Here is a 23,575-nt window from a genome sequence, read left to right on the forward strand (position 1 = left end):
GTTACACGGTTTTCGAGTAGCGCAACGGCTGCACGGCGTCCGGCGCGGCGTTGGCGCGGGCCAGGGTCAGGTAGCGGTCGAAGACCATGCAGATATTGCGGATCAGCAAGCGCCCTTTCGGCGTCACCGTCAGCCAGTCTTCCTCGATGACGAGCAGGCCGTCGCGCGCCAGCTCGCGCAGTTTTTCCAGCTCGGCGGCGAAATAGCTGCGGAAGGTCACGGGATGGGCCTGTTCGATGGTGGCGATCGACAGTTCGAAATTGCACATCAGCATCTGGATGATGATACGGCGCAATAAATCGTCCGTATCGAGCTTGATGCCGCGCGCGATCGGCAGCACGCCTTCGTCGAGTCTTTCGTAGTACGCGTCCAGCGTCTTTTCATTCTGGCTGTAGACGGCGCCCACGGAACTGATGGCCGACACGCCGCAGGCGATCAGGTCCGCTTCCGCGCGCGTCGAGTAACCCTGGAAGTTGCGGTGCAAACGGCCCTGGCGCTGCGCCACGGCCAGGTCGTCCGTCGGCTTGGCGAAATGGTCCATGCCGATGTAGACATAGCCGGCCGCCGTCAGGCGCGCGATGCACAGGCCCAGCATGGCCAGCTTGGTGGCGCTGTCGGGCATGTCGGCGTCGAGGATGCGGCGCTGCGGCTTGAACAGGTGCGGCATGTGCGCGTAGTGGTACAGGGCGATGCGGTCGGGACTGGCGGAAATCACCTTGCGCAGGGTTTCCGTCATCGTTTCCAGGTTTTGCTTCGGCAAGCCGTAGATCAGGTCGATGCTGATCGAGCGGAAACCGGCGTCGCGCGCGGCCTGCATGATGGCCACCGTTTCCACCTCCGGCTGGATGCGGTTGACGGCTTTTTGCACGTCGGCGTCGAAATCCTGCACGCCCAGGCTGATGCGGTTGAAACCCTGTGCGCGTAGCGAAAACACGCGTTCGCGCGACACGCTGCGCGGGTCGATCTCGATCGAATACTCGCCATCTTCATCGGAGGCGAAGTCGAAATGCTGGCGCAAATGGGCCATCAGTTCGTCCATCTGCTTTTCGCTCAGGTACGTCGGCGTGCCGCCGCCGAAGTGCAGCTGTTCGATCTGGTTCATGCCGGCAAACAGCTTGCCCTGCATGGCGATTTCCTGCTTCAGATAGCTGAGGTAGGTGGCGGCTTTGCTGCGGTCTTTCGTGATGATCTTGTTGCAGGCGCAGTAGTAGCACAGGGTGTCGCAGAACGGCACGTGCACGTACAGCGACAGCGGACGGCGGCCGCCGCGCATGCGCAGCGCGGCCAGGGCTTCAAGGAAATTACCGTAGCCAAATTCCCCGTTGAAACGGTCGGCGGTCGGGTAGGACGTGTAGCGGGGGCCGGACTGGCTCATCTTGCCGATGATGACCGGGTCGAATTCGACGACCGCATCCAGTTCGGCGGAAGCACTGCTGAGTAGTGTAGGCATGATATGTTTTAAGTCTTGAAAGGTTTAGGCGGCCAGGCGTTTCAGGCCGCTGGGCTTGCCGGCTTGCGTAGCGCTTGCGGCGCCCGATTTGCCGCCAGGCATGGCGACACGGCGCGGCGGCGGCATCTTGCCGAAATTGAACAGGCTCACGGCTTGCGACAGGCTGGCCGCTTCTTCCGCCAGGCGCGTGGCGGCCGCGGCCGCTTCTTCCACGAGGGCCGCGTTTTGCTGCGTCACCTGGTCCATGTGGGCGATGGCCTGGTTGACCTGGTCGACGCCGATGCTCTGCTCGCGCGAGGCGATGGAGATTTCCTGCATGATGGCCGTCACCTGCTGCACCGAGCTGACCACTTGCTCCATGGTGGCGCCGGCGCGGTTGACCTGCAGCATGCCGGCGCCCACCTTGCCGACGGAAATTTCAATCAGCTGCTTGATGTCCTTGGCCGCCAGCGAGGAGCGCTGCGCCAGGTTGCGCACCTCGCCCGCGACGACGGCAAAGCCCTTGCCCTGTTCGCCGGCGCGGGCCGCTTCCACGGCCGCGTTCAAGGCCAGGATGTTGGTCTGGAAGGCGATGCCTTCGATCAAGCCGATGATGTCGACGATTTTCTTTGACGAGGTGTTGATGTCGTCCATGGTGGTGATCACCTCGGCGACGATTTCGCCGCCCTGCACGGCCACTTTCGAGGCGGCCACGGCCAGCTCGTTGGCCTGCACGGAATTGTCCGCATTCTGTTTCACGGTCGACGAGAATTCCTCGATGCTCGAGGCCGTTTCTTCCAGGCTGGCCGCCTGCGATTCCGTGCGGCCCGACAAGTCCATATTGCCGACGGCGATTTGCTTGGTGGCCACGGCCATGGTTTCCACGTTGATGCGCACGTCGCGGATGGTGGCGATCAGGTTGCTGTTCATCTGCTGCAGCGCGCGCAGCAATTGCCCCACTTCATCCGTGCTGTCCGTTTCAAAACTGCCCGACAGGTCGCCGGCGGCGATCGCGCGCGCGCCGTTCAGGGCCTTGCCCAGCGGTTTGAGCACGGACATGCGCAAGGTGTACCAGAGGAAGACGTTGATCAGGAAGCCGAACAGGGTGGCGCCGAAAATGGCGTAGTTGGTGATCTCGCCGCCGCTGGCGAACAGGCTGATGATGCACACCAGCAGTTGCAGGCAGTTGACGATGGAGGTGGCGGCCCAGATGCGCAGGTTCAGCGACATGTGCGTCAGGCTGTGCAGCAGGTGCGCCAGGCCGGGGCGCACGATCTGCCCGTGCTTGATGACGATCTTGCCGTCTTCCTGGTTGCGGATGGCCGCGTACGCTTCCTCGGCCGCCTTCACCTGGTCCTTGTCCGCCTTCACGCGCACGGACATGTAGCCGATGGTCTTGCCCGCTTCGCGGATGGGCGTGACGTTGGCGCGCACCCAGTAAAAGTCGCCGTTCTTGCAGCGGTTCTTGACCAGGCCCGTCCACGGCGTGCCGGCCTGGATCGAGGCCCACAGGTCGGCAAACGCCTCGGCCGGCATGTCCGGGTGGCGCACGATGTTTTGTGGCGAGCCGAGCAGCTCTGCCTCGCTGAAGCCGCTGACCTGGCTGAAGTAGGGATTCACATACACGATATTGCCGTTCATATCCGTTTTCGACACGATGGCCTGATCGTCCAAGACGAGGACTTCACGGTTAGTCACTGGCAAATTTTGGCGCATGGTCGCGGCTTCCTGATCAGTTGAATAAGTAATTGGTGGGTAAGACTTGCACGATTGCAAGAACGGAGATCAGTGTAAGGAGTCGCCTACGCAAATTTATTGATGTAGATCAAAATCCCCCAGATTGGTTCGGCTAATTTGCCGTGGCTCCACTGCGTGTATCGGTTTCCCCATGGCAGGTTTTCGTTTACAGTATCAATTTGGCTATTTCTTTTGCCAGGTATCATCTTTTTCGTACGGTCATCACTGGAGCAGCATGGGTTTTTTCGATTTCTTCCGCGCCCGTCCCACGCCTGACGGCTTTGCGGACCTCGTCCTGCGCCAGATCGGCCAGCGCGGGCCGGCGCGGGCATGCCATTACGAGGCGGCGCAATTTCGCATCATCTTCGACGGCGATGCCCAGCAGATTTTCAACCTGGACAACGCCTACCGCGATTACTGCGCCGCGCCGCGCAAGCAGCGGCCGCACGTGCTGCAAAACTACCTGGCCGGCATCGACGTGCCGGGCTTGCCGGCGACCTTTGCCGAGGCGCGGGACAGCCTGATGCCCGTGATCCGCAGCCGCAGCCAGGGCGACTATCTGCGCCTGCTGGCCTTGCGCCAATCGCCGCGCCCGGCCGTGGCCGATGCCTGGCAAGCCCTCGACGACGATGCCCTGATTCTGCTGGCCTACGACACGCAGGCGTCGATGTCGACCATCGGCCAGGCCACCCTGGCGCAATGGGGCGTGACCTTCGAGCAGGCGCTGGCGGTGGCCATGGACAACTTGCGCGAGCGCACGCCGCACAGCTTCGTGGCGCTTGGGGACGGGCTGATGATGGGCGAATGGCACGATGCCTACGATTCCTCGCGCCTGCTGCTGCCCGACCTGCTGTACCGCGCCTGTGCCGGCGGCGAGCCGCTGGTGATGATCCCCACGCGCGGGCGTTTCCTGCTGGCCTCGTCGCACAATGTGGCGGGGCAATTGGCGATGGTCGCCCTGGCCGACCAGCTGATGCAGGACGAGGGCCGGCACGTGTCGCCCGCCATGTATGGCGTACGGCAAGGAAGAATCGTCGCCTGCCAGCCCACGGACGGGGCCGTTGCTGCGGCCCTGGCGCGCCTGCAAACGATGATACGGGCCCATCACTATGGCGAGCAGAAGCAGGAATGGGATGAACTCAACGACAGCCTCGGCGAGGAGGTGTTCGTGGCTACCTGCATGCTGTTCCAGCCGAAGGAGAGCGAAGGCGTGGTGTCGCTGGCGACGTGGACGCGCGGCGTCGACACCTTGCTGCCGCGCACCGATATCGTTGCCATGGTGGTGCCCGACGCGGCTGGCGGCGACAGCGTCACGAAGATGCTGGCGTGGCACGAGGCGCTGGCTATCGGCGGCGAGCTGATGCAGGAAGTCGATTGCTACCCGGTACGCTATCGCGTGCGCGATTTTCCCGACCCGCAGCACCTGGCGGCGGCGCCGGCCTGGGACAGCTAAGGGCGCCAGCGCCTAGTCCGCGCCGGCCGTCAGCGGGCGCAGCTTGCCCACGGCGTAGCCTTGCGCATAGTCAATGCCCAGGTCGCGGATGATGGCCAGCGTCGCCGCGTCTTCCACGTACTCGGCCACCGTTTGCAGGCCCATCACGTGGCCCACTTCATTGATGGCCTTGACCATGGCGCGGTTGATGGCGTTGCTGGCGATGTCGCGCACGAAGACGCCGTCGATCTTCAGGTAATCGACGGGCAAGGCTTTCAGGTAGCCGAACGAGGAAAAGCCGCTGCCGAAGTCGTCGAGCGAGAAGCGGCAGCCGAGGGCCTTGAGCTTGTGCATGAAGGCCTGCGCCTTGGGCAGGTTGGCGATGACGGCCGTTTCCGTGATTTCAAAGCAGATCTGTTCGGGCGCGATCGCGTATTGCACGAACTGCTCGGTGATGTAGTCCTGCAAGCCCGTGTCGGCCAGCGACATGCCCGACAGGTTGATCGAGTACAGGGCCGGCGCGCGGCGGCGGCTTTCCACCAGTGCGGCGAGCGGCGGCAGGCTGTCGCGCACGCTCTGGATATGATGGCAGACGGCGCGGATCACCCAGCGGTCGATGGACAGCATCATGTCGTAGCGTTCGGCGGCGGGAATGAAGGCGCCGGGCAAGATCAGGTCGCCCTTGCTGTTGCGGATGCGGATCAGCACTTCGTCGTGGTGTTCCGCGCTGTCGCGCAGGTGCACGATGGGCATGGCGTACAGGCGGAAATAATCGTGCGTGAACGCTTCGTTCAGGCGCGAAATCCACAGCATTTCGCCATGCCGCTGCGCCAGCATGACATCCGATTCCTGGTACACGTGGATGCGGTTGCGGCCCTGCTCCTTGGCCAGGTAGCACGCCTGGTCGGCCGCGCTCAGCAGCTCGCTCATGGATTTGCTGTCCTGGTTGATTTCGACGATGCCGATGCTCACGCCCAGCTCGAAGCTGCGTTCGTCCCAGGCGAAACGGAATTCGCGGATGGACTGGCGCAGCTGCTCGCCGATCAGGCGCGCATGCTCGAGCGGACAGTGCGGCAGCAGCACGCCCAGTTCGTCGCCACCGAGGCGCGCCAGGATGTCGCTGTCGCGCATCTGTCCCTGCAGCATTTTCGCGAGCAGCTGCAGCAACACGTCGCCGGCGCCGTGGCCGCAGGTATCGTTGATGACCTTGAACTGGTCGAGGTCCAGGTACAGCAGCGCATGCACGTGGCCATCCTGCTTGGCCGTGCGCAGGGCGCCGGCCACCAGGTGTTCGAACTCGCGCCGGTTGATCAGGCCCGTCAGGGTGTCGTGCGTGGCTTGCCACGACAGCTGCTGGCTCAGCTTGCGCTCGTGGCTGACGTCGCGAAACACGACGACGGCGCCGAGGATGTCGCCGTCGCGCGACCAGATCGGCGCGGCCGATTCCTCGACGGCGATGCGCCGCCCTTCGCGCGTGATCAGCTGCGTGTGCGTGGACATGCCGATGGCCTGGCGCAGGCGCAAACACTTGATGGCCACGTGCTCGGGCGCCTGGCCCGTGTGTTCATCGACCAGGTTCAGCGTTTGCGCAATGTCGAGGCCCTCGGCCATCGGGTGGCTCCAGCCCGTCAACTGTTCGGCCACGCGGTTCAGGTAGCGCGTCTTGCCCTGCGGGTCGGTGGTCATCACGCCGTCGCCGATGGAACTGAGCGTCACTTCGGCCAGTTCCTTGCGCTCGGCAATCATGAGTTCGCGCGCCCGGTGTTCGGTGACATCCCAGATGATGCCCAGCGTGCGCTCGGGCCGGCCTGCCGCATCCATGAACACTTGCGCCTTCGCCGCCAGCCAGTGTTCGCTGCCGTCGGGCCAGACGACGCGGTATTGCAGCGCATAGCCGTCGCGCCGGCGCACGCCCTCCTGCAGCACGGCCACCACCTTGTCGCGGTCGGCGGCATGCACGCAGTCGAGAAAGGCGTGGAAGGAATGCGTGAGGGCGCGCTCCTCCAGGCCCAGCAGGGCCGCCCCCCTGGCCGACCAGCTCACCGAGCCGTCGATGACCCGGCCCGCGACGATGCGCGAATCCCAGATCGCCATGTGCGCCGCTTCCAGTGCCATTTGCAATCGTTTTTGCTGGTCGCTCATCGCCCTTTCCCGACATGGATATGCTCATAGCGTAGACTCGCCGGCACGCATTAGGTTCCCGTCGCCTCGGCCGGCGTGGCCGCCGTGGCGCGCGCCACGTCACGCACGTTCTTTTGCACGGCCACGGCGGCAAACAGGCTCAACAGGAAGGCCATCGCATAGAAGCCCTTTTCGCTGTTGTGCAGGGTGGCATTCCACAGGCCGGCCGTCAGCAGCAGCAAGGCCAGCAGCACGGAAATCCAGCACAGGCCGAAGTAGATGCCGGTGACGGCGATGCCCTCGGCGCGGTCGCGCACGGATTTTTGCAGCGAGATGGCGGCGAACAGGCCGTACAGGAGGAGGGTGAAATAATAGCCCTTCTCGTTGAGCGCCATGGTGGCGTTCCACAGGCCCGACAGGTAGGTGATGGCGCCGATCAGCAGGGCGGCCCAGGAAGCGCCGATAAAGGCGCTGCTCGGGCGTTGGACGGGGGATGGCAGCATAGGATCTCCATGGACGGGCTGGCGCCGCCGGCATGGCCGCAGCGGCAGGCACGGATGCGCCTGCCGCTCCATGAGAACAGAAAGCTTACTTGCCCGGTTTGACCAGGCGCAACAAAGCCGAGACGGCCGTGACGCCGGCCAGCACCAGGCCGCCGGCGATGACGCCGGCCACCGCGTTGATCAGGCTCGGCGTGACGGCCGCCAGCACGGGACCGATGCCGGCCACGCCGCCCACGGCCGCCTCCGCGTGGTGCAGCATGGCGCTGGCCCACGGCCAGCCGTGCGTCAAAATCCCGCCGCCGACCATGAACATGGCCAGGGTGCCCACCACGGAGAGAAACTTCATCAGTTTCGGCGCCGCCGACACCAGCATGCGGCCAAAGCCGCGCACGCCATCCATCAGCGCGCCCGCGCCCTTGCGCGCGGCCAGGTAAAAGCCCGCGTCGTCGAGCTTGACGATGCCGGCCACCAGGCCATACACGCCCACCGTCATGATGATGGCGATGCCGACGACGACGGCCACCTGCTCGGCGAAGGTGGCCGCGGCCACCGTGCCCAGGGCGATGACGATGATTTCCGCCGATAAAATGAAATCGGTGCGGATGGCGCCCTTGATCTTGTCCTTTTCCAGCGCCACGAGGTCCACTTGCGGGTCGCGCAGCGCCTGCGCCAGCTCGGCCTTGTGGCTGTCGTCCGGGTGCAGGTATTGATGCGCGATCTTTTCGAAGCCTTCGAAGCACAGGTAGGCGCCGCCCACCATCAGCAGCGGCGTGATGGCCCACGGCGCAAACGCGCTGATGGCCAGCGCGGCCGGCACGAGGATGGCCTTGTTCTTCATGGAACCGACGGCGACGGCCCACACCACGGGCAACTCGCGCTCGGCGCGCACGCCGGCCACCTGCTGCGCGTTCAGGGCCAGGTCGTCGCCCAGCACGCCGGCCGTCTTCTTGGCGGCCACCTTGGTCATCAGGGAAACGTCATCGAGGATGCTGGCGATGTCGTCGAGCAGGGCCAGCAGACTGGAGCCGGCCATCTCAGCGCGCTCCCATGGCGGCGGCGGGGAATGGTTGGGCTAGGAAAGTGTTGTTTTTCATGATGTTATTCTTGGTTGTACGGCAAGGGATGACGTTGCTAAGGCATGACTGCGATCTTACCCCAGGCATGGCCGGCAGCGCCGCACGGGGCGGGGTAAAATTGCTTTTATTCACCATTTTCTGGACGCCGCATGCATTTTGCCACCTGGATCGCCTTTGTCTTCGCCGCCACCATCATCGCCGTCTCGCCCGGCTCGGGCGCCGTGCTGTCGATGTCGCACGGCCTGTCGTACGGGGTGAAAAAGGCCAGCGCCACCATCCTCGGCTTGCAGCTGGGGCTGCTGGTGGTGCTGTTCATCGCGGGCGCCGGCGTCGGTTCCCTGCTGCTGGCCTCGGAAGTGGCCTTCAATATCGTCAAGACGGTGGGCGCGCTGTACCTGATCTACCTGGGCCTGTCGCAGTGGCGCGCCAAGGTGGCCGTGGCCGGCGACCTGCATGCGGCCAGCGCGCTGCCGTCGCTGCATCGGCGCGTGCTGACGGGCTTCTTGACGAACGTGACGAATCCGAAGGGCATCATCTTCATGGTGGCGGTGTTGCCGCAATTCATTAGCGCCACGGCGCCCGTGTTGCCGCAGCTGCTGATCCTGGCCGTCACCATGTGCACGATCGACTTGCTCGTCATGCATGGCTACGCCTTGCTGGCGTCATCCATGCAGCGCTTCTTCCGCGACGCCCGTGCCGTGAAAAAGCAGAACCGCTTCTTTGGCGGCCTGCTGATGGCCGTCGGCACGGCCTTGTTCTTCGTCAAGCGGGGCGCGCACGCGGCTTCCTGAGCCAGGTCAACATGCAAACATTTGTAAGCCCGCTTGCGATGCCGGCCGAAGAGGGCTGTAATCCAGTCATGTCATCCTTGTAAGTCTTGCCTGGAGCGCTGCCATGCGTCCGACCCTGTCCTTCCCCCTCCTGAAAATCGTGTGCGCCGTGCTGCTGTCGTCGGCGTGCGCGCTGGCCCTGGCCGAGGACCCGCCCGCCCGCGTGGGGCGCCTGTCCACCGTCGAAGGCCAGGTGCTGGTGCGCGCCGGCGATGGCGAGGCGCAGGAGGCCCTGCTGAACTGGCCCGTCACGACGGATAACCGTTTAAGTACCATGCGCGGCGCGCTGGCCGAGTTTCGCGTCGGCGCGGCCGCCGTGCGCCTCGATGGCGATTCCGAGCTGGAAGTGAGCGAACTCGATGACGACAGTTTCAAGCTGCACCTCAGTTATGGCAGCGTCAGCGTGCGCGTGCGCAACCCGGACGCGCTGCGCGGCCTCGAACTGACGACGCAGCAGGCGCGCGTGACCCTGGCCCAGCCGGGCTGGGTGCGCATCGATGCCGGGCGCCAGCCGGGCACCAGCGTCGTCAGCGTGCTCGAAGGCGTGGCCGACGTGGATGGCGCGACGGGCAGCGTGACCTTGCGCGCCGGCAAGCGCGCCGAACTGACGGACGAGGAGCTGCGCACGGGCGCCCTGCAGCGCGTGGCCTTCGACCACTGGCCCGAAGCCTTGCCCGCCGCCGCGCCGGCCCTGCGCTATGTCACCGAGGATACGACCGGCTATGAAGAGCTGGACCGTTACGGCGCCTGGCAGGACGATACCGAGTATGGCCCGCTATGGCTGCCCACCACGGTAGCTGCCGGCTGGGCGCCGTACAGCGACGGGCGCTGGACGTGGATCGCGCCGTGGGGCTGGACCTGGGTCGACAACGCGCCGTGGGGCTATGCGCCTTCGCATTACGGCCGCTGGGTACTGCTGGGCCACCGCTGGGGCTGGGCGCCGGGGCGCGACCGCGCGCGCGTGCCCTGGGCGCCGGCGCTGGTGGGCTGGGTCGGCGGCGCACATGGGCCACAGCATGGATCGCGCCCCGGCGTGGGCTGGTTCCCCCTGTCGCCGCACGACCGTTACGTGCCCGGCTACCGCGCCAGCGCCGACTATGAACGCCGCATCAACCGCGTCGCCGATGGCCGCCGCCCCGTGACGGGCGAACGCGACCGCCGTCCAGGCATGACGATGCTGCCCGGCGAGCGTTTCGGCACGCAGCGCACGGTCGACGTGCCGCGCCGCGACCGCACCACCATGCCGCCGCCCGTCATGCAAAGTTTGCCCTTGAGCACGGCGCCTCCGCCGGCCGGCAACTGGCAGCGTCCGACCGAACGGCCGCGCATGGACAACCGCACGGACAACATTCCCCGGCGCGACTGGGTCAACCGCCCGGGCCGCCTGCAGACGGACGACGGCCAAGCGCGCGTGGCGCCCCGTCCGCTGATGCCGCAGCGCCCGCCCGTGCCGCCGCAGCCATCCGCGCCGCCCGTGCCGGCACAACCCGTGATGCCAGCCATGCCGGCCTTGCCACCCGTGCAAGACCAGGTGGGCCGCCAGCCCGGCTGGCGTGGCGAGGCGTATCCGCGCCATGAGCGGGCGCCGCGTCCCGTGATGGAACGCCCGGCCGATGCGCCGCGCCAGGATGGTGGCCGGTGGGAGCGCGGCAACCGCCGCGAGGTGTTGCAAACGGCGCCGCCGCCTTCACCGCCGCCAGCGATGCCGGCGCCGGCGCCGCGTCCCGCGCCGGAAGCGCGCGGCGGCGAGCGCGGTGCCGAGCGCGCCAGTGCCGCGCGTGAACGGGCGCATGAGCGGGGCAGCGAGCGCGGCGGTCCCGGTCGCAGCGGCCGCGTGCAGGAACAGGAGCGCTGAACGAGGCATTGGCGCCGGGCCGATTCCCGTCTGGTCGCGCCGTATGGACGTTCAGGCCGTCAAACCGGCAGTTCGTCACATGCCGGAGGCAATGCCGCGGTGTTTTCTCTACAGTAGGTGCATTGCAGAACAGCGCAATGCCGCACGTAGTGACAGCACCGATTTTTTCCCGCTATTTTGTCCAAACGAAATAGTTTTAAGCCAGCTTGCATAGCTGGCTTTTTTTTTCGCCATGCGGGCACCATCGCCGGCGCCATGGCAACGGGCGCATGCGTCCCCAAAGTTGGCTACAATACGCTTTTATGCAGCCGCCGCGCGATGTATGCTGCGCCGCCTGTCCTTACCGGCACTGATTGGATTTCCCATGCAAACCACCCCTCCTACCGAAGTCACGATTCCTCCCAGCGAATCGCTGATCGAATACCCGAGCGATTTTCCCATCAAGATCATGGGTCCGACGCATGTCGACTTCGCCCCGACCATGCTGGAACTGGTGATCAGCCACGATCCGACCTTCCACGCGGGCCGCATGGAAGAGCGCCCATCGGGCAAGGGCAATTACACGGGCCTGACCGTAACCGTGCGCGCCGTCAGCCGCGAACAGCTCGACGCCCTGTACATGGCGCTGTCGGGCCATCCGATGGTGAAGATCGTCATGTAAGCGTTGCCGCCGTCACGCTGGCCCGGCTCTTCGTGAGTAGCCAGACGGCGGCAAAGGCGCCACTGGCCGCCGCCGTTACCCACAGCAGGGGCTTTTCGCTGCCGTCGGTGATGGCGGCCAGCAGCGCGCCGCAGGCGGCCGTGATCGCCATCTGCACGAAGAAGAACAGGCCCGAGGCGCTGCCCGCCTGGGCGCCATACGGCTGCAGCACGGCCAGCTGGCAGGCCGGGATGGCCATGCCCACCGACACCATCACCAGCAGCATCGGCGCCACCAGCGACGCCACGTGCTGCGGCGCCAGGCTGCCTGCCAGCAACAAGCTGGCCGCCCCCGCCACATTGATCAGCACGGCCACGCCCAGCATGTGCTCGGCCCCCAGGCGCGGCCCCAGCGCGCGAAACAGGCTCGACCCCGCGATATAGCCGCTCACCGTCAGCGCGAACACCAGCGCATACGCGCCGGGCGACAGCTGCATGCCCCTTTGCAAGAGCACGGACGATTCCGCGATGAACGGGAAGTACGTGCAATACACGCAGCCGATGGCCAGCGCATAGCGCAGGAAATAGGCATCGCCCAGCAGGCGCCGGTACAGCGCCAGGGTATGTGCCTGCGGTGCGGTGTCGACGGGCCTGGTTTCCGGCAAGTAGGCGGCGATCAGTCCCAGCGACAGCCCCCCGAGCAGGCACAGCACGCCAAACACGGCGCGCCAGCCGAATGCCGCGTCGAGCACGCTGCCGGCCAGCGGCGCCAGGATCGGCGACAGTCCCATCACCATCGAGATGCGTCCCAGCATGCGCGCCTGCGTGGCGGGATCGAAGCGGTCGCGCACCATGACCCTGCCGATGATGGTGCCGCTGCAGCCGCCGAACGCCTGCAGCACGCGCGCGGCGATCAGCACGTGCACGTCGGAAGTCACCGTGCAAACGATGCTGGCGAGCACATAAATGCCCGTGCCGGCCAGCAGCACGGGGCGGCGTCCGTAGCGGTCGGCCAGCGGTCCGCAGGCGAGCATCGAGGCGGCCGAGCCGGCCATGAACAGGCTCAGCGTCAGTTGCAACTGCGCATCGCTGGCGTGCAGCGCATCGGCCATGGCCGGCAGCGACGGCAGGTAAATGTCGATGCTGATGCGCGACAGGCAGACCAGCAGCAGCACGATGCTGCCCCAGGCCCACAGCGGCAGGGATGTGTTTTTACTCATGTTTTCCAGACGCAAGATGGCATGGCGCGCCACGCTGGCGCACCGGAACGGTGAGAGTAGAATGGTTGTGGTGTAATGCGAAGTGCCAGTCATCACTTATTTCATTGGACCACTTGGACGACCATCATCATGCCGCGAGGAAAATCACCGCACGCCCTGGACTTGCCCCGCCCTACCAGCTGGCTCGACAAGGCTGGCGTCAACAAGCAGGATGGCGCGTATGAAGCGCTGCGCGCGGCCATCCTGACGAAGATGCTGCCGGCGGGCAGCCGCCTGCCGTCCAGCCGCACCCTGGCGGAACGGTGGGAGTTGTCGCGCGGCACCATCGAAACCGTGTTCGACCGCCTGCACGCGGAAGCGTACGTGACGCGCGTGCCCGGTTCCGGCACGCGCGTGTGCGCCGTCGTGCCGGAACGCTTCCTGATGGCCGGCCTGGATGACGCTCTCCCCGCCACGCTGGCCGCGGCGCCGGCACCCGCCTCGGACACGGGCGTGCGCGACGGCTTGCCCTTCGTGGCCCGGCGCGCCGACGCCAGCCTGTTTGCCATGGCCGCCTGGTCGAAGTGCGCGGCGCGGGCGCTGGCCGCCGCCACGCCGGAGCAGCTGTGCAGCGCCGATCCGGCCGGCCTGCCCCGGCTGCGCCAGCAGATCGCCGATTTCCTCGGCAAGTACCGCGGCATCCGCTGCGACCCGCAAGACATCGTCGTCACCACCGGCATCCGCCACGCGATCGACTTGCTGGCGCGCAGCATCGTGCGCGATGGCGACAAGGTGTGCCTGGAAGAACCGGGCTACCCGGCCGCGCGAGCCCTGTTCGCCCTCAGTGGCGCCGTGCCGGTGGACATTGCCGTCGACGCCGAGGGCATCGATTGCGCCGCCCTGCGCGCCCACGCCGACGCCTGCCTCGCGTATGTGACGCCGGCGCACCAGTCGCCGCTGGGCGTGACCATGTCCGTCACGCGCCGCCTGGCCCTGCTGGAATGGGCGAACGACAGCGGCGCCTGGGTGGTGGAGGACGATTACGACAGCGAATTCAATTACCACAGCGCGCCGCTGGCGGCCCTGAAGGCGCTGGACCAGTACCAGCGCGTGATTTATTGTGGCAGTTTCAACAAGACCCTGTTTGCCGGCCTGCGCGTGGGCTTCATGGTGCTGCCGCCCGGCTTGCGCGCGCAGCTGCTGCGCACCTTGCAGTTGACGGGCCGGTCCGTCGGTGTAACGGAACAGCTGGCGCTGGCCGCCTGGATGGAGGAAGGCGCCTTCGTGCGCCATTTGCGCCAGGCCAGGCTGGCCTACAAGGAGCGGCGCGACCTGCTGCTGGCTGTACTCGAGCAGACCGCGCCCGGACGCTACGCCATTTCCGGCCAGCAAGCGGGCTTCCATTGCGTGCTGTGGCTGCCGCCCGGCAGCGACGAGCGCGCATTTTGCGCGCGCGCGGCGCAGGAGGGGCTGGCGCTGCAGCCGCTCGGCGACTTTTGCCACAGCGCCAGGCTGGCGCCGGCCGTGCTGCTCGGCTACACGGCCCTCAGCGCCGCGCAGATACGCCACGCTGCCCAAAAATTGGGCAGGCTGCTGTTGCTGCCGGCCGCTGCGCCGGAATGAAACGGCGGCCTGGCTTATAATCACGGCTTCGCCGCAGCGTCCGCAGGGCGCCGGCAGCTGACCACAGAACCTGTCATGACCACCACCCGAACCGAAGCGGCGCTGATCCGCGAGCTGGGCCGCGTCGATTACGAGCCGACCTTTGCCGCCATGCGCGCCTTTACCGACGCGCGCACGACGGACACGCGCGACGAACTGTGGATCGTCGAGCATCCGCCCGTGTTCACGCTGGGCCTGGCGGCCGACCGCGGCCATTTGCTGGCCGGCGCAGCGATTGAAGAAAATTCGATCCCCGTGGTGCAGACGGACCGCGGCGGCGAAGTCACATTCCACGGCCCCGGCCAGGTGGTGATTTACCTGCTGATGGACTTGCGCCGCAACAAGCCGGGCGGCAAGCTGTATGCGCGCCAGTTCGTGCATAAAATCGAGCAAGCCATCATCAACGTGCTGGCGGCGTATAATCTCGCTGGCGAGCGCATCGATGGCGCGCCTGGCATTTATATTGCCGGCGGGCCAGACAAGGGTGCGAAGATCGCCGCGCTGGGATTGAAAGTGCGCGGCAATGGCTGCACCTACCATGGCGTGTCGCTCAACGTGGCGATGGACCTGGCGCCGTTTTCCTGGATTAACCCCTGCGGCTATTCCGGCCTGAAGACGGTGGACATGCGCAGCATGGGCGTGGTGGCGCCGCTGGCCGACGTGCAGCGGGCCCTGGCCCGGGAATTGACCGTATTACTCGATGTAACCGAGGTAAACAGCGCCGCAGGCGCGCCTCAGGCAGCGGATGCCTGAGCAAACAAACCAACATCGCCCGCAAGGGCTTGCAGCCATGACTTCTGAGACCATTTCCAGCACCGCCCCCGCCGCGACCGCCGCTCCCGCGTACAACCCGAGCGAAAAGCAAAAAGGCGCCAGCAAGACTTCGCGCATCCCGATCAAGATCATTCCGATCGAGCAAGTCGAGCGCCTGAAAAAGCCGGACTGGATCCGTGTCAAGGCCGCCTCGGCATCGACACGCTTCTATGAAATCAAGGACATCCTGCGCGAAAACAAGCTGGTGACCGTGTGCGAGGAAGCCAGCTGCCCGAACATCGGCGAATGCTTCGGCAAGGGCACGGCCACCTTCATGATCATGGGCGACAAGTGCACGCGCCGCTGCCCGTTCTGCGACGTCGGCCACGGCCGCCCGGACCCGCTGGACAAGGAAGAGCCGGCCAACCTGTCGAAAACCATCGCCAAGCTGCGTTTGAACTACGTCGTCATCACCTCCGTCGACCGCGATGACTTGCGCGACGGCGGCGCCGGCCATTTCGTCGAGTGCATCCAGCAAACGCGCGCCCTGTCGCCAAACACCCGCATCGAAGTGCTGGTGCCCGACTTCCGCGGCCGCCTGGAAAAAGCCCTGAACCTGTTCAAGGATGGCTTGCCGGACGTCATGAACCACAACCTGGAAACGGCGCCGCGCCTGTACAAGGAAGCGCGTCCCGGCTCCGACTACATGCATTCGCTGAAGCTGCTGAAGGATTTCAAGGCCATGTATCCGGACGTCAAGACCAAGTCCGGCATCATGGTAGGCCTGGGCGAGACGGACGAGGAAATCCTGCAAGTGATGCGCGACATGCGCGAGCACGACATCGACATGCTGACCATCGGCCAGTACCTGGCGCCATCGAACAGCCACCTGCCCGTGCGCCGCTACGTGCACCCGGACGTCTTCAAGATGTTCGAGGAAGAAGCGTACAAGATGGGCTTCACCCACGCCGCCGTCGGCGCCATGGTGCGCAGCTCGTACCACGCGGATGAACAGGCGCACAGCGCCGGCGTGGAATCGGCGCTGAATTTCTAAGCACCTTGCGCTGCATCAAAGCCGCCTGCTGAAGCTGGCGGCTTTTTTTTGCCTGTTCGAATCGTATGCGCCTCATCCGGCCCGGCGTTCTATACTGTCGTGTTGAAAAAGCATGGTTGACGGATAAGCTATGAGGTGAGGCATGGACGTACGCATCGATGCATCGTGGAAGGCGCGGCTGGCAGCTGATTTCGCCGAACCTTACTGGGAACGCCTGGCCGCCTTCGTGAAGGCGGACTATGCGGTGGGGCAGTGCTTTCCCCCGGGTAAATACATCTTCCGCGCGTTCGACTTGACGCCATTTGAGCAAGTGAAAGTCGTGATCCTCGGCCAAGACCCGTATCACACGCCGGGCGCGGCCATGGGTCTGTGTTTTTCCATACCGGAAGGCAATCCACCGCAGCCCAGCCTGCAGAATATCTTCAAGGAGCTGTCCACCGATGTGGGCGTGGCGCGCACGCGCACGGATTTGTCCGACTGGGCGCAGCAAGGCGTGTTCCTGCTCAATAGCGTGCTGACGGTGCGCGCCGGCGTGGCCGGCTCGCATGCGGGCAAGGGCTGGGAAAAGCTGACCGACAGCGCCATTCGCCACCTGTCCGCCGAGCGCAGTCATCTCGTCTTCATCCTGTGGGGCGGCTATGCGCAAGCCAAGCGCAGCCTGATTGATCCCGGCAAGCACCTGGTGCTGGCCGCGCCCCACCCTTCTCCCTTGTCGGCCAGTAAAGGTTTCTTCGGCAGCAAGCCGTTCAGCCAGGCCAATGCGTATCTGCAGGCGCATGGCCAGGCGGCCATCGCCTGGGGATAATTTTTGGAACCGGACGGCAACCGACAGCGGCAGGCGTTGCTCCCTGCCGCTGTCTTCGCGCGTAACTTTTAGAAGCTTGTCGACAAGCCGGCGTAGAGGCTGCGGCGGGCGCCATACTGCGGCGCCCCCACGCCGACGCCGGAACCGTCGCGCAGCAGATACGATTTATCGAACAGGTTGATCAGGGCCAGCCGTCCTTCCACCTTGCCGAGCGGCGTGTTTTTCCACGTATGCGTGAGCGCCGCATTGACGGTAAAGTAGCTGGGCAAATGGCCGGAATTCGGCGCGCCGCCCTCCGGAGTCATCCGCAGACCGCTGCCATAGAGGAAGTCAGCGCTCACTTGCGAATCGCCGAAGTGATAATGTCCGCCGCCCGACAGCGTGTATTTCTGGTCATGATCGAGGTAGACATAGTTCTTGCTGATGTAGTTCAACTCATCGGCGCCAAACAGGGCCTGGCCCGAATTGATGTTGCGCCCCTGCGCCTTTTGCGTGCTGGCGTTGAGGAACAGGCCCCAGTTTTTCTCGCTGTAGATGGCCGACAATTCCAGGCCCTTGGCGTAGCCGTCCGCATAGTTGAATGGCGTGAGGATCAGCGCCTGGCCGAACTGGCCTTCGTCGAGCAGGTTGTTGATCTTTTTATAGTACACATCGGCCGTCACGGTCAGTTGCGCATTCACCTGGTGGCTGATGCCGACGTCGTAGTAATGCGTGCGCTCGGACTTGACGTTGTCGGACTGGCCGATTTCCGGCGCGTTCGTCGTGTTCGCGTACAGGTCGATGCTGCCCTGCGCGGCCAGTTCCTGCGGCGGCGGCGTGAAGTAGCGCGAATAGCCGGCGTGCAGGGCCGTGCCCGGCGCGAGCTGGTAGGCCAGGTTGACGCGCGGGCTCCATTGTTGCTCGCTCGTGTAGGCCGAGACCTTGTCGAAGCGCGCGCCGTAGTTCAGGGTCAGGGGCTTGCTGATATGCCATTCATCCTGCAGGTAGAAACTGGCCAGCGTGCCCGTCTTGCCGCTGTTGTCCCGCACCGTGATGGGTGTGGTGGACGTTTGCGCGCCGTCCATGGCGGGGAAGACGGCCACCGTGTTGTCGCTCGTCGTCTTCTGGCGCGTGTAGGCCAGGCCCGCGCGCACGGTGTGGTCCGGGAGCAATTTGTAGCTGGCGTCGAACTGGGCGCCCGAGGCGCTGTTCGAGCGGCGCGAATCCGACGCCACGCCGTTGTAGATCAGGTCGCCAATGGCATCGGGCGTGAAGTGCAGTTCCGAATACTGGTGGAAGGCCGAGACCTGGTAATTGAGGTCGCCCAGGCTCTTTTGCAGCGACAGCACGAGGAAGCGGTTCACCTCGCGCTGGTTTTCATTCAGCTGCGACGACGGCAGGCTGGACGTGCCCGCCTGCGCATCGCTGTGGCCATCGAGCGAGAAGGCGGGCGCCTGGTTCGGATTGTTCGGGATCTGGAAGCGGCCGTTGTAGGTGCCGAACATGGCGCCCAGGCGCGTGTTGTCATCGAGGAAATACGACAGGCTGCCGAAGGACTTGTTCTGGCGCGTCTTGTCGTGCAGGGCGCTGCGCGTGTCTTGCGGGTTTTCCACGCCCAGGGCGTTACCCAGATAGCTGCCGGACAGGTAGTAATTGAACTTGCCGACGCTGCCGAAAAATTCGGCACTCGGTTCCACATGATCGTGGCTGCCAACGAGGATGCCGATGCGCCCGCCCGGCGTCATGCCGCCCTCCTTCGTTTCGATATCGACGATGCCGGCCGTGCGCAGGCCGAACTGGGCCGGCAAGGCGCCCGTCATGAAATCCGTATGGTCGATCAAGCGCGTGTCGATTGACTGGCCGAAGCCGCTGATGCTTTCCGGCAATTGCACGCCATTGATGCGGTATTGCACGTTGGCATGGTCGTCGCGCACGTGCAGGGCGCCGGAACCCTTCGAATCCTGCGACACGCCTGGCAGGCGCAGCAGCACTTCATTGAACGGCGTGTTGTCGCCCTGGCCCAGCATGCCGACCATGTGGCTGTCGATGCTGTAGATGGTGGTGCCGACTTTCGGCGACAGCTCGATGCGCGCGCTTTTCAGGTGGGCGGACGTGACTTCGACCTTTTGCATCTCTGGCGGCGCGGCATCGGCGGCCGTATCGGCAGGAGTGGCATCGGCTGCATGGGCGGACACGGTAAACAGGCTGGCAAGGGCGAGCGACAGCGCGCTCAGACGGGGAGTGTGTTGCATGGTAAACCTCAAAGATAGTCAACGCCAGGCGGCCCGGCGCGCATCGAAGCGCGGCAAGGGACCGCCTGAAAAAAGAAAAACAGCGTGGGAACTACAATGAGGCGGCAGGCGGGCCGCGCACGGGCGGCAGCAGGATGGCGGCGACGGGCGCCAGGGCGGCCGGCGCGGCGGCCAGCAAGCGGTACGGCAGTAATTGGGCGGGCGGCTCGGCGATGGCCGGCGGCACGGCGAAATCGGCCACCTTGTCGATGGCCGTGGCGCACAGCGCGCACTCTTCCGCGTCGAGGCTGGTCTTGTGCAGGTGCGAGGCGGCCGTCGACAGCAGGAACACGAGGGCCAGCGCACTGAACAGTGCCACGCACAGCCGCCACGGCGTGCGCGCGAGGACGGCGGCGCCGTGATGAGCAAGCTTGCGGGTGGGCTGGCGGGAAGACATGGGCGCATAGTAGCAAGAAAATCGCCCCGCTGTCAGCGCCTGTTGCAATTCATTTGCGCTACGGGGGCAGGACAGGATGCCAGCTGATAATGATTTTCACTCCGGGCCTTTCATGCTATCGTTCCGCAGCCCAAAATCCCCAGAGTCCCCCTTCATGTCCAAGCGCCCGATCAAATGGCTGTTAGCCAAGCTGCACCTGTATGCGGGCCTGTGGTTCGGCGCCCTGTTCGTCCTGCTGGGCTTGACGGGCTCGGCCATCGCCTGGATGCCGGAACTCGACGCCTGGCTGAATCCGACGTTGTTGCAGGCGAGCACACCCGCGCCTGGCCAGGCCTTCCAGGTGACGCCGCGCAGCGTGCAAACGGTGGTGGACCAGCTCACGGCCGACCCGGCCTACGGCAAGCCTACGCAACTCAATCCGCCGGCCGACGCGCGCGACGTGTATGTGGCGTCGTACCGCCAGCCAGCCAAGCCGTCCATGTTCAGCCAGGCCATCGTGCGCCAGGTGATGGTCGACCCCTACACCCTGCAAGTGAAGGGCGAGCGCGACTGGGGCCGCTTCGGCCTCACGCGTCCGCTGTTGATGTCAGGCATGTTTCATTTGCACCGCTATCTGTTGTCGGGCGACGCGGGCAAGACGCTCACGGGGATTTCCGGCGTGCTGCTGATGATGATGGCCCTCAGCGGCATCTATCTGTGGTGGCCGCGCCTGCAGTGGAAGGCGATCAAGCGCGCCCTGACGGTGTCGCATGGCGGGTCCTGGCCCCGTTTCAATTATACGTTTCACAAGGCGGCCGGTTTCTTTGCCGCCCCCGTGCTGGCCGTGCTGGCCTTTTCCGGCATCTATTTCAATTTGCCGCAGCTGGTGGTGCCGCTGGTGGCGCTCGTGTCGACGGCGCCGGACACGGCCAAACTGAAAAATCTGCAGAACGATGGCGCCGTGCTCGATGCGGGCCAGGCCATGGCCGCCGCGCAGACGCTGTATCCGCAGGCGCGCGTGTCGCGCATCGTGTTGCCGGCCAAGCCGGACCAGCCGTATGACGTGCGCGTGCGCCAGCCTGGCGAAATCGCCGACGGCGACGGCGCTACGCGCATCACGCTGGACGCGCGCAGCGGCTTGCCCCTGCGCATCCGCGATCCCTTGCGGGCACCGGCCGGCGACGTTTTCCTGGGCTGGCAATTCCCGCTGCATTCGGGGCAGGCGTTTGGCGCGGCCGGGCGCGCCTTCATCACCCTCTTCGGCCTGATGCCGCTGCTGTTCATGCTGACGGGAACCCTGGTGTGGTGGAAACGGCGGCGCGGCCGGAAATAGGCGGCCGCCAAACCGATGCGGGGAAAGTTGCTATCATCATAGTATTCTCCGGCAGATCCGCTGCCCGGATTCACCCGCACAAGGACCAGCATGAGCCATCCCGAGATCACCGTAGCACTGTTGAATGAACGCGGCACCGGCCGCCTGCCCGGCCACCTGGGCATCGTCATCACGGACGTGGGCGACGGCCAGCTGACGGCGGAACTGCCCGTGCTGCCGCATCTGCTGGCACCGAACGGCTATCTGCACGCGGGCAGCGTGGTGACCCTGGCCGACACGGCTTCCGGCTATGGCTGTATCGCCAACCTGCCCGAAGGCGCGAGCAACTTCACCACCATCGAATTGAAGTCGAACCACCTGGGCACGGCCCGCGACGGCACCATCACGTGCACGGCCAAGGTAGAGCACAAGGGCCGCAACACGCAGGTGTGGGATGCCGTGGTGAAAAGCAAGGAAACAGGCAAGACCATCGCCCTGTTCCGCTGCACGCAGATGATTCTGTACCCTAAATAACCGCAAGAGCGACCTCCGGAGTCGTACCCTGCAGGATACGACCCCAGCCCTCGCTTTTGCGCTGCTTAAATTTTCACCCAGTTACCCTTGTACAAGATTGGTCCCGTCGGTCCGTTCGGATCGGGCGAACCGCCTTTCGGCTCGAGGGTGACGGCCAGGAGGGCCACGTCGTCGCCGATGGCGCGCTGGGACAGGGCCAGTTTTATATTGCCCTTGTCGGCGAGTAAGCCGAGCGAACGGGGGTTGCCGCTCTTCGGCACGGCCCACAGTTCCAGGTCGCGGTCGGCAGGCACGGGCGCGTTGCCCACCATGCGCACGTCGAGCGCGCCGTGGCGGCTGTCGGCCGTCAGCAGCAGGGCCGTCTGCGCCTTCTCGTCCGTCAGGCTGGCCACATAGCTGATCTGCGGCGCGTCCAGCAGGCGCGTGGCCACGACGATCACCAGCAGCGCGGCGATGGCGCTCGAGGCCATGCCGAGGCTGCGCCAGAACGACAGTGAATCGCGCCACAGGGCCCAGCCGCCTTGCGGCGCCAGGTGCAGCCGCTGCTCGATCTGCTTCCAGACTCTGTTCGGCGGCGCCACGGGCGTGGCGAATTCCGCCATCGGTTCCAGGCGCTGGCGCCATTCGGCCGTGATATTGCGCAAGCCGGCATCGTTGTGCAGCCAGCCTTCGAAACGCCGCCGGGCACCCCCTTTCAGCGTGCCCAGCACGTATTCGGATGCCAGTTTCTGGCGCAGCGCGTCATTGCCGCGGATATTCATGATGCCTCCCGTTTCGCCAGGCACGTGCGCAGCCGTTCCAGGCTGCGGCGTATCCACGTCTTCACGGTGCCGATCGGCAGCGACATCTGCTGCGCCACTTCGCTGTGCGACAGGTCGTGATAGAACGCCAGGGCGACCACCTGCCGGTGCAGCCCTTCCAGGGCCGACATGCAGAATGCCAGCGCCTTGGCGTCACCGCTCAGCTGCAGCGATTCGATGGGCGTGGCCTGGGGGTCTCGGAGTGCATTCATGACTTCGCTATCAAACTGTTCGGCATCGATTTCCACGGTATCGTCGCTGCGCCGCAGCACATCGAACGCCTTGTTGCGCACGATGGTGGCCATCCAGGTCATCGGCGCCGCCAGATGACTCTGGTAAGTGGCGGCGTTGTTCCAGATGGCGACGAACCCCTCTTGCAAGGCTTCTTCAGCGAGCTCTTGCTTATGCAATATACGCAGCGCGAAGCCAAACAGTTTCGATGAGGTGGAGTTATATAGCTGACGGAACGCCGTGGCGTCCTTGTTGCCGGCGGCAAGCAGCCAGGCTTTCAGTTGCTGCGGGTCGGGCGGTTGAGCGGCTAGGGACACGGCTGGCCTTCACAAGGTGAATGGGATCACGCAAGGGAAGGTTATAACAGATTGGCAACACCTGGCAACAGGGTTTTGCAAGGTGTCTGAGGGGGATCAGCCGGCGATGGCCGTTTCCAGCAGCTTGTGCAGTTCGGCAAACTCGGGCTTGCCCACATAGCGCTTGAGGATCTTGCCTTGTTTGTCGAGCACGAAGGTCGTGGGCGTCAGCGCCACGTCGCCGTAGGCCTTGGCCGCCTCGCCCGTCACGTCGAGCGCCACCTTGAACGGCAGCTGGCGCGTTTCGGCAAAGTTCAGCACGTAGTTGGCCGGGTCGTATTTCATGGCCACGGCCACGAATTCCAGTCCCTGCGCCTTGTACTTGTTGTAGGTGTCGACCATTTCCGGCATTTCCGCCACGCAGGTGGTGCACGAGGTGGCCCAGAAATTGACCATCACCACCTTGCCGCGCAGGCTGGCCGACGTGATTTTCTCGCCATGGATGCCGTGGAAGGTCACGTCCGGCGCGCTCTGCTTGTCGTTCAGCGACAGGTAGCCGGCCGCCGCCACGCCCGCCACGAAGACGGCGATGAGGGCTGGCTTCAGCCAGGACTTGCTTGCAGATGGCGAAGTTGACATGGTTTTCATTTCAAAAGCGCGG

The 23,575-nt window shown here is 65.1% G+C and carries 21 protein-coding genes; 10 read left to right on the forward strand and 11 right to left on the reverse strand.

All coding sequences use genetic code 11. The features are described 5' to 3' along the window. Position 1: 1 nt before the first annotated feature. The gene (hemN, locus tag O0880_RS18910; RefSeq protein ID WP_289888060.1) at positions 2-1,450 is read right to left on the reverse strand and encodes an oxygen-independent coproporphyrinogen III oxidase; all 1,449 of its coding nucleotides are present in this window, start codon (positions 1,448-1,450) and stop codon (positions 2-4) included. Between the two features lie 24 nt (positions 1,451-1,474). Continuing rightward, positions 1,475-3,145 (reverse strand): PAS domain-containing methyl-accepting chemotaxis protein, encoded by a 1,671-nt coding sequence (locus tag O0880_RS18915; protein ID WP_289888061.1) that lies wholly within the window; start codon positions 3,143-3,145, stop codon positions 1,475-1,477. Positions 3,146-3,401: 256 nt separating this feature from the next. On the opposite strand from O0880_RS18915, the gene O0880_RS18920 reads away from it, so the two are divergent. Then, positions 3,402-4,619, forward strand: coding sequence for a hypothetical protein (locus O0880_RS18920; protein WP_289888063.1), 1,218 nt, complete (start codon positions 3,402-3,404; stop codon positions 4,617-4,619). A gap of 12 nt (positions 4,620-4,631) precedes the next feature. Here the strand turns inward: O0880_RS18920 and O0880_RS18925 are convergent, their stop codons facing one another. The 3 genes from O0880_RS18925 to O0880_RS18935 all read right to left on the reverse strand — a co-directional run bounded on the left by O0880_RS18925 (position 4,632) and on the right by O0880_RS18935 (position 8,255). Further along, positions 4,632-6,740 carry an EAL domain-containing protein gene (locus tag O0880_RS18925; RefSeq protein WP_289888064.1) on the reverse strand — a complete coding sequence of 703 codons (2,109 nt, stop codon included), beginning with the start codon at positions 6,738-6,740 and terminating at the stop codon, positions 4,632-4,634. A gap of 50 nt (positions 6,741-6,790) precedes the next feature. Then, a complete protein-coding gene (gene yiaA, locus O0880_RS18930) occupies positions 6,791-7,222 on the reverse strand; it encodes an inner membrane protein YiaA (RefSeq protein ID WP_071325982.1) in 432 nt (143 codons plus the stop codon). Positions 7,223-7,307: 85 nt separating this feature from the next. After that, a complete protein-coding gene (locus O0880_RS18935; protein ID WP_289888066.1) occupies positions 7,308-8,255 on the reverse strand; it encodes a DUF808 domain-containing protein in 948 nt (315 codons plus the stop codon). A gap of 192 nt (positions 8,256-8,447) precedes the next feature. Here O0880_RS18935 and O0880_RS18940 point away from each other — a divergent pair, with 192 nt between their 5' ends. The 3 genes from O0880_RS18940 to O0880_RS18950 all read left to right on the forward strand — a co-directional run bounded on the left by O0880_RS18940 (position 8,448) and on the right by O0880_RS18950 (position 11,644). Next, on the forward strand, positions 8,448-9,089 hold the full coding sequence (locus O0880_RS18940) for a LysE family transporter (RefSeq protein ID WP_071325984.1): 642 nt from the start codon (positions 8,448-8,450) through the stop codon (positions 9,087-9,089). A 103-nt stretch (positions 9,090-9,192) separates the two neighbouring features. Continuing rightward, a complete protein-coding gene (locus tag O0880_RS18945) occupies positions 9,193-10,983 on the forward strand; it encodes a DUF6600 domain-containing protein (RefSeq protein WP_289888068.1) in 1,791 nt (596 codons plus the stop codon). Positions 10,984-11,347: 364 nt separating this feature from the next. Then, entirely contained in the window at positions 11,348-11,644 is a 297-nt protein-coding gene (locus O0880_RS18950; RefSeq protein ID WP_034782741.1) for a DUF493 family protein, read from the forward strand. Here the strand turns inward: O0880_RS18950 and O0880_RS18955 are convergent. Beyond that, positions 11,637-12,842: a multidrug effflux MFS transporter gene (locus tag O0880_RS18955; protein ID WP_289888069.1), complete on the reverse strand. Its 1,206-nt coding sequence runs from the start codon at positions 12,840-12,842 to the stop codon at positions 11,637-11,639. The two genes, O0880_RS18950 and O0880_RS18955, sit on opposite strands and share 8 nt — an antisense overlap. Before the next feature lie 129 nt (positions 12,843-12,971). Between O0880_RS18955 and O0880_RS18960 the strand changes: the two genes are divergently transcribed. From O0880_RS18960 to ung, 4 genes are all read left to right on the forward strand, one after another. After that, positions 12,972-14,444, forward strand: coding sequence for a PLP-dependent aminotransferase family protein (locus tag O0880_RS18960; RefSeq protein WP_289888070.1), 1,473 nt, complete (start codon positions 12,972-12,974; stop codon positions 14,442-14,444). 75 nt (positions 14,445-14,519) lie between these two features. Further along, complete coding sequence (gene lipB / locus O0880_RS18965; protein WP_071325988.1) at positions 14,520-15,236, forward strand: lipoyl(octanoyl) transferase LipB; 717 nt, start codon at positions 14,520-14,522, stop codon at positions 15,234-15,236. 37 nt (positions 15,237-15,273) lie between these two features. Continuing rightward, positions 15,274-16,290, forward strand: a complete 1,017-nt coding sequence (gene lipA / locus O0880_RS18970; protein ID WP_034782748.1) for a lipoyl synthase — start codon at positions 15,274-15,276, stop codon at positions 16,288-16,290. 142 nt (positions 16,291-16,432) lie between these two features. After that, entirely contained in the window at positions 16,433-17,095 is a 663-nt protein-coding gene (gene ung, locus O0880_RS18975; RefSeq protein WP_289888073.1) for a uracil-DNA glycosylase, read from the forward strand. A gap of 68 nt (positions 17,096-17,163) precedes the next feature. Here the strand turns inward: ung and O0880_RS18980 are convergent, their stop codons facing one another. Continuing rightward, on the reverse strand, positions 17,164-19,326 hold the full coding sequence (locus tag O0880_RS18980) for a TonB-dependent receptor (protein ID WP_071325990.1): 2,163 nt from the start codon (positions 19,324-19,326) through the stop codon (positions 17,164-17,166). A gap of 91 nt (positions 19,327-19,417) precedes the next feature. After that, positions 19,418-19,762, reverse strand: coding sequence for a hypothetical protein (locus O0880_RS18985; RefSeq protein ID WP_289888074.1), 345 nt, complete (start codon positions 19,760-19,762; stop codon positions 19,418-19,420). Positions 19,763-19,916: 154 nt separating this feature from the next. Here O0880_RS18985 and O0880_RS18990 point away from each other — a divergent pair, with 154 nt between their 5' ends. Both O0880_RS18990 and O0880_RS18995 read left to right on the forward strand, forming a co-directional pair. Then, positions 19,917-21,074: a PepSY-associated TM helix domain-containing protein gene (locus tag O0880_RS18990; RefSeq protein WP_289888075.1), complete on the forward strand. Its 1,158-nt coding sequence runs from the start codon at positions 19,917-19,919 to the stop codon at positions 21,072-21,074. A 90-nt stretch (positions 21,075-21,164) separates the two neighbouring features. Then, positions 21,165-21,587 carry a PaaI family thioesterase gene (locus O0880_RS18995; RefSeq protein ID WP_071325993.1) on the forward strand — a complete coding sequence of 141 codons (423 nt, stop codon included), beginning with the start codon at positions 21,165-21,167 and terminating at the stop codon, positions 21,585-21,587. Between the two features lie 65 nt (positions 21,588-21,652). Here O0880_RS18995 and O0880_RS19000 read toward each other — a convergent pair whose 3' ends face one another. The 3 genes from O0880_RS19000 to O0880_RS19010 all read right to left on the reverse strand — a co-directional run bounded on the left by O0880_RS19000 (position 21,653) and on the right by O0880_RS19010 (position 23,553). Beyond that, positions 21,653-22,348 (reverse strand): anti-sigma factor, encoded by a 696-nt coding sequence (locus O0880_RS19000; protein WP_071325994.1) that lies wholly within the window; start codon positions 22,346-22,348, stop codon positions 21,653-21,655. Continuing rightward, positions 22,345-22,935 carry a sigma-70 family RNA polymerase sigma factor gene (locus tag O0880_RS19005; RefSeq protein WP_071325995.1) on the reverse strand — a complete coding sequence of 197 codons (591 nt, stop codon included), beginning with the start codon at positions 22,933-22,935 and terminating at the stop codon, positions 22,345-22,347. The genes O0880_RS19000 and O0880_RS19005 overlap by 4 nt, the downstream gene beginning before the upstream one ends. A gap of 96 nt (positions 22,936-23,031) precedes the next feature. Next, positions 23,032-23,553 (reverse strand): TlpA disulfide reductase family protein, encoded by a 522-nt coding sequence (locus O0880_RS19010; protein ID WP_071325996.1) that lies wholly within the window; start codon positions 23,551-23,553, stop codon positions 23,032-23,034. Between the last annotated feature and the right edge of the window lie 22 nt (positions 23,554-23,575).

Origin of the sequence: Janthinobacterium sp. SUN118, from assembly GCF_030397695.1 — a bacterium.
In the GTDB taxonomy this organism is placed as follows: domain Bacteria; phylum Pseudomonadota; class Gammaproteobacteria; order Burkholderiales; family Burkholderiaceae_D; genus Janthinobacterium.

What these genes read in the sequence shown, in the direction of transcription:
- O0880_RS18920 (WP_289888063.1), top strand. Translation starts at nt 3,402, where the DNA reads ATGGGTTTTTTCGATTTCTTCCGCGCCCGTCCCACGCCTGACGGCTTT.
- O0880_RS18950 (WP_034782741.1), top strand. Translation starts at nt 11,348, where the DNA reads ATGCAAACCACCCCTCCTACCGAAGTCACGATTCCTCCCAGCGAATCG.
- O0880_RS18915 (WP_289888061.1), bottom strand. Translation starts at nt 3,145, where the DNA reads ATGCGCCAAAATTTGCCAGTGACTAACCGTGAAGTCCTCGTCTTGGAC.
- lipB (WP_071325988.1), top strand. Translation starts at nt 14,520, where the DNA reads ATGACCACCACCCGAACCGAAGCGGCGCTGATCCGCGAGCTGGGCCGC.
- ung (WP_289888073.1), top strand. Translation starts at nt 16,433, where the DNA reads ATGGACGTACGCATCGATGCATCGTGGAAGGCGCGGCTGGCAGCTGAT.
- O0880_RS18940 (WP_071325984.1), top strand. Translation starts at nt 8,448, where the DNA reads ATGCATTTTGCCACCTGGATCGCCTTTGTCTTCGCCGCCACCATCATC.
- O0880_RS18960 (WP_289888070.1), top strand. Translation starts at nt 12,972, where the DNA reads ATGCCGCGAGGAAAATCACCGCACGCCCTGGACTTGCCCCGCCCTACC.
- O0880_RS18945 (WP_289888068.1), top strand. Translation starts at nt 9,193, where the DNA reads ATGCGTCCGACCCTGTCCTTCCCCCTCCTGAAAATCGTGTGCGCCGTG.
- O0880_RS18995 (WP_071325993.1), top strand. Translation starts at nt 21,165, where the DNA reads ATGAGCCATCCCGAGATCACCGTAGCACTGTTGAATGAACGCGGCACC.
- O0880_RS18955 (WP_289888069.1), bottom strand. Translation starts at nt 12,842, where the DNA reads ATGAGTAAAAACACATCCCTGCCGCTGTGGGCCTGGGGCAGCATCGTG.
- O0880_RS18935 (WP_289888066.1), bottom strand. Translation starts at nt 8,255, where the DNA reads ATGGCCGGCTCCAGTCTGCTGGCCCTGCTCGACGACATCGCCAGCATC.
- yiaA (WP_071325982.1), bottom strand. Translation starts at nt 7,222, where the DNA reads ATGCTGCCATCCCCCGTCCAACGCCCGAGCAGCGCCTTTATCGGCGCT.
- O0880_RS19010 (WP_071325996.1), bottom strand. Translation starts at nt 23,553, where the DNA reads ATGTCAACTTCGCCATCTGCAAGCAAGTCCTGGCTGAAGCCAGCCCTC.
- O0880_RS18990 (WP_289888075.1), top strand. Translation starts at nt 19,917, where the DNA reads ATGTCCAAGCGCCCGATCAAATGGCTGTTAGCCAAGCTGCACCTGTAT.
- hemN (WP_289888060.1), bottom strand. Translation starts at nt 1,450, where the DNA reads ATGCCTACACTACTCAGCAGTGCTTCCGCCGAACTGGATGCGGTCGTC.
- O0880_RS18925 (WP_289888064.1), bottom strand. Translation starts at nt 6,740, where the DNA reads ATGAGCGACCAGCAAAAACGATTGCAAATGGCACTGGAAGCGGCGCAC.
- O0880_RS18980 (WP_071325990.1), bottom strand. Translation starts at nt 19,326, where the DNA reads ATGCAACACACTCCCCGTCTGAGCGCGCTGTCGCTCGCCCTTGCCAGC.
- O0880_RS19000 (WP_071325994.1), bottom strand. Translation starts at nt 22,348, where the DNA reads ATGAATATCCGCGGCAATGACGCGCTGCGCCAGAAACTGGCATCCGAA.
- O0880_RS18985 (WP_289888074.1), bottom strand. Translation starts at nt 19,762, where the DNA reads ATGTCTTCCCGCCAGCCCACCCGCAAGCTTGCTCATCACGGCGCCGCC.
- lipA (WP_034782748.1), top strand. Translation starts at nt 15,274, where the DNA reads ATGACTTCTGAGACCATTTCCAGCACCGCCCCCGCCGCGACCGCCGCT.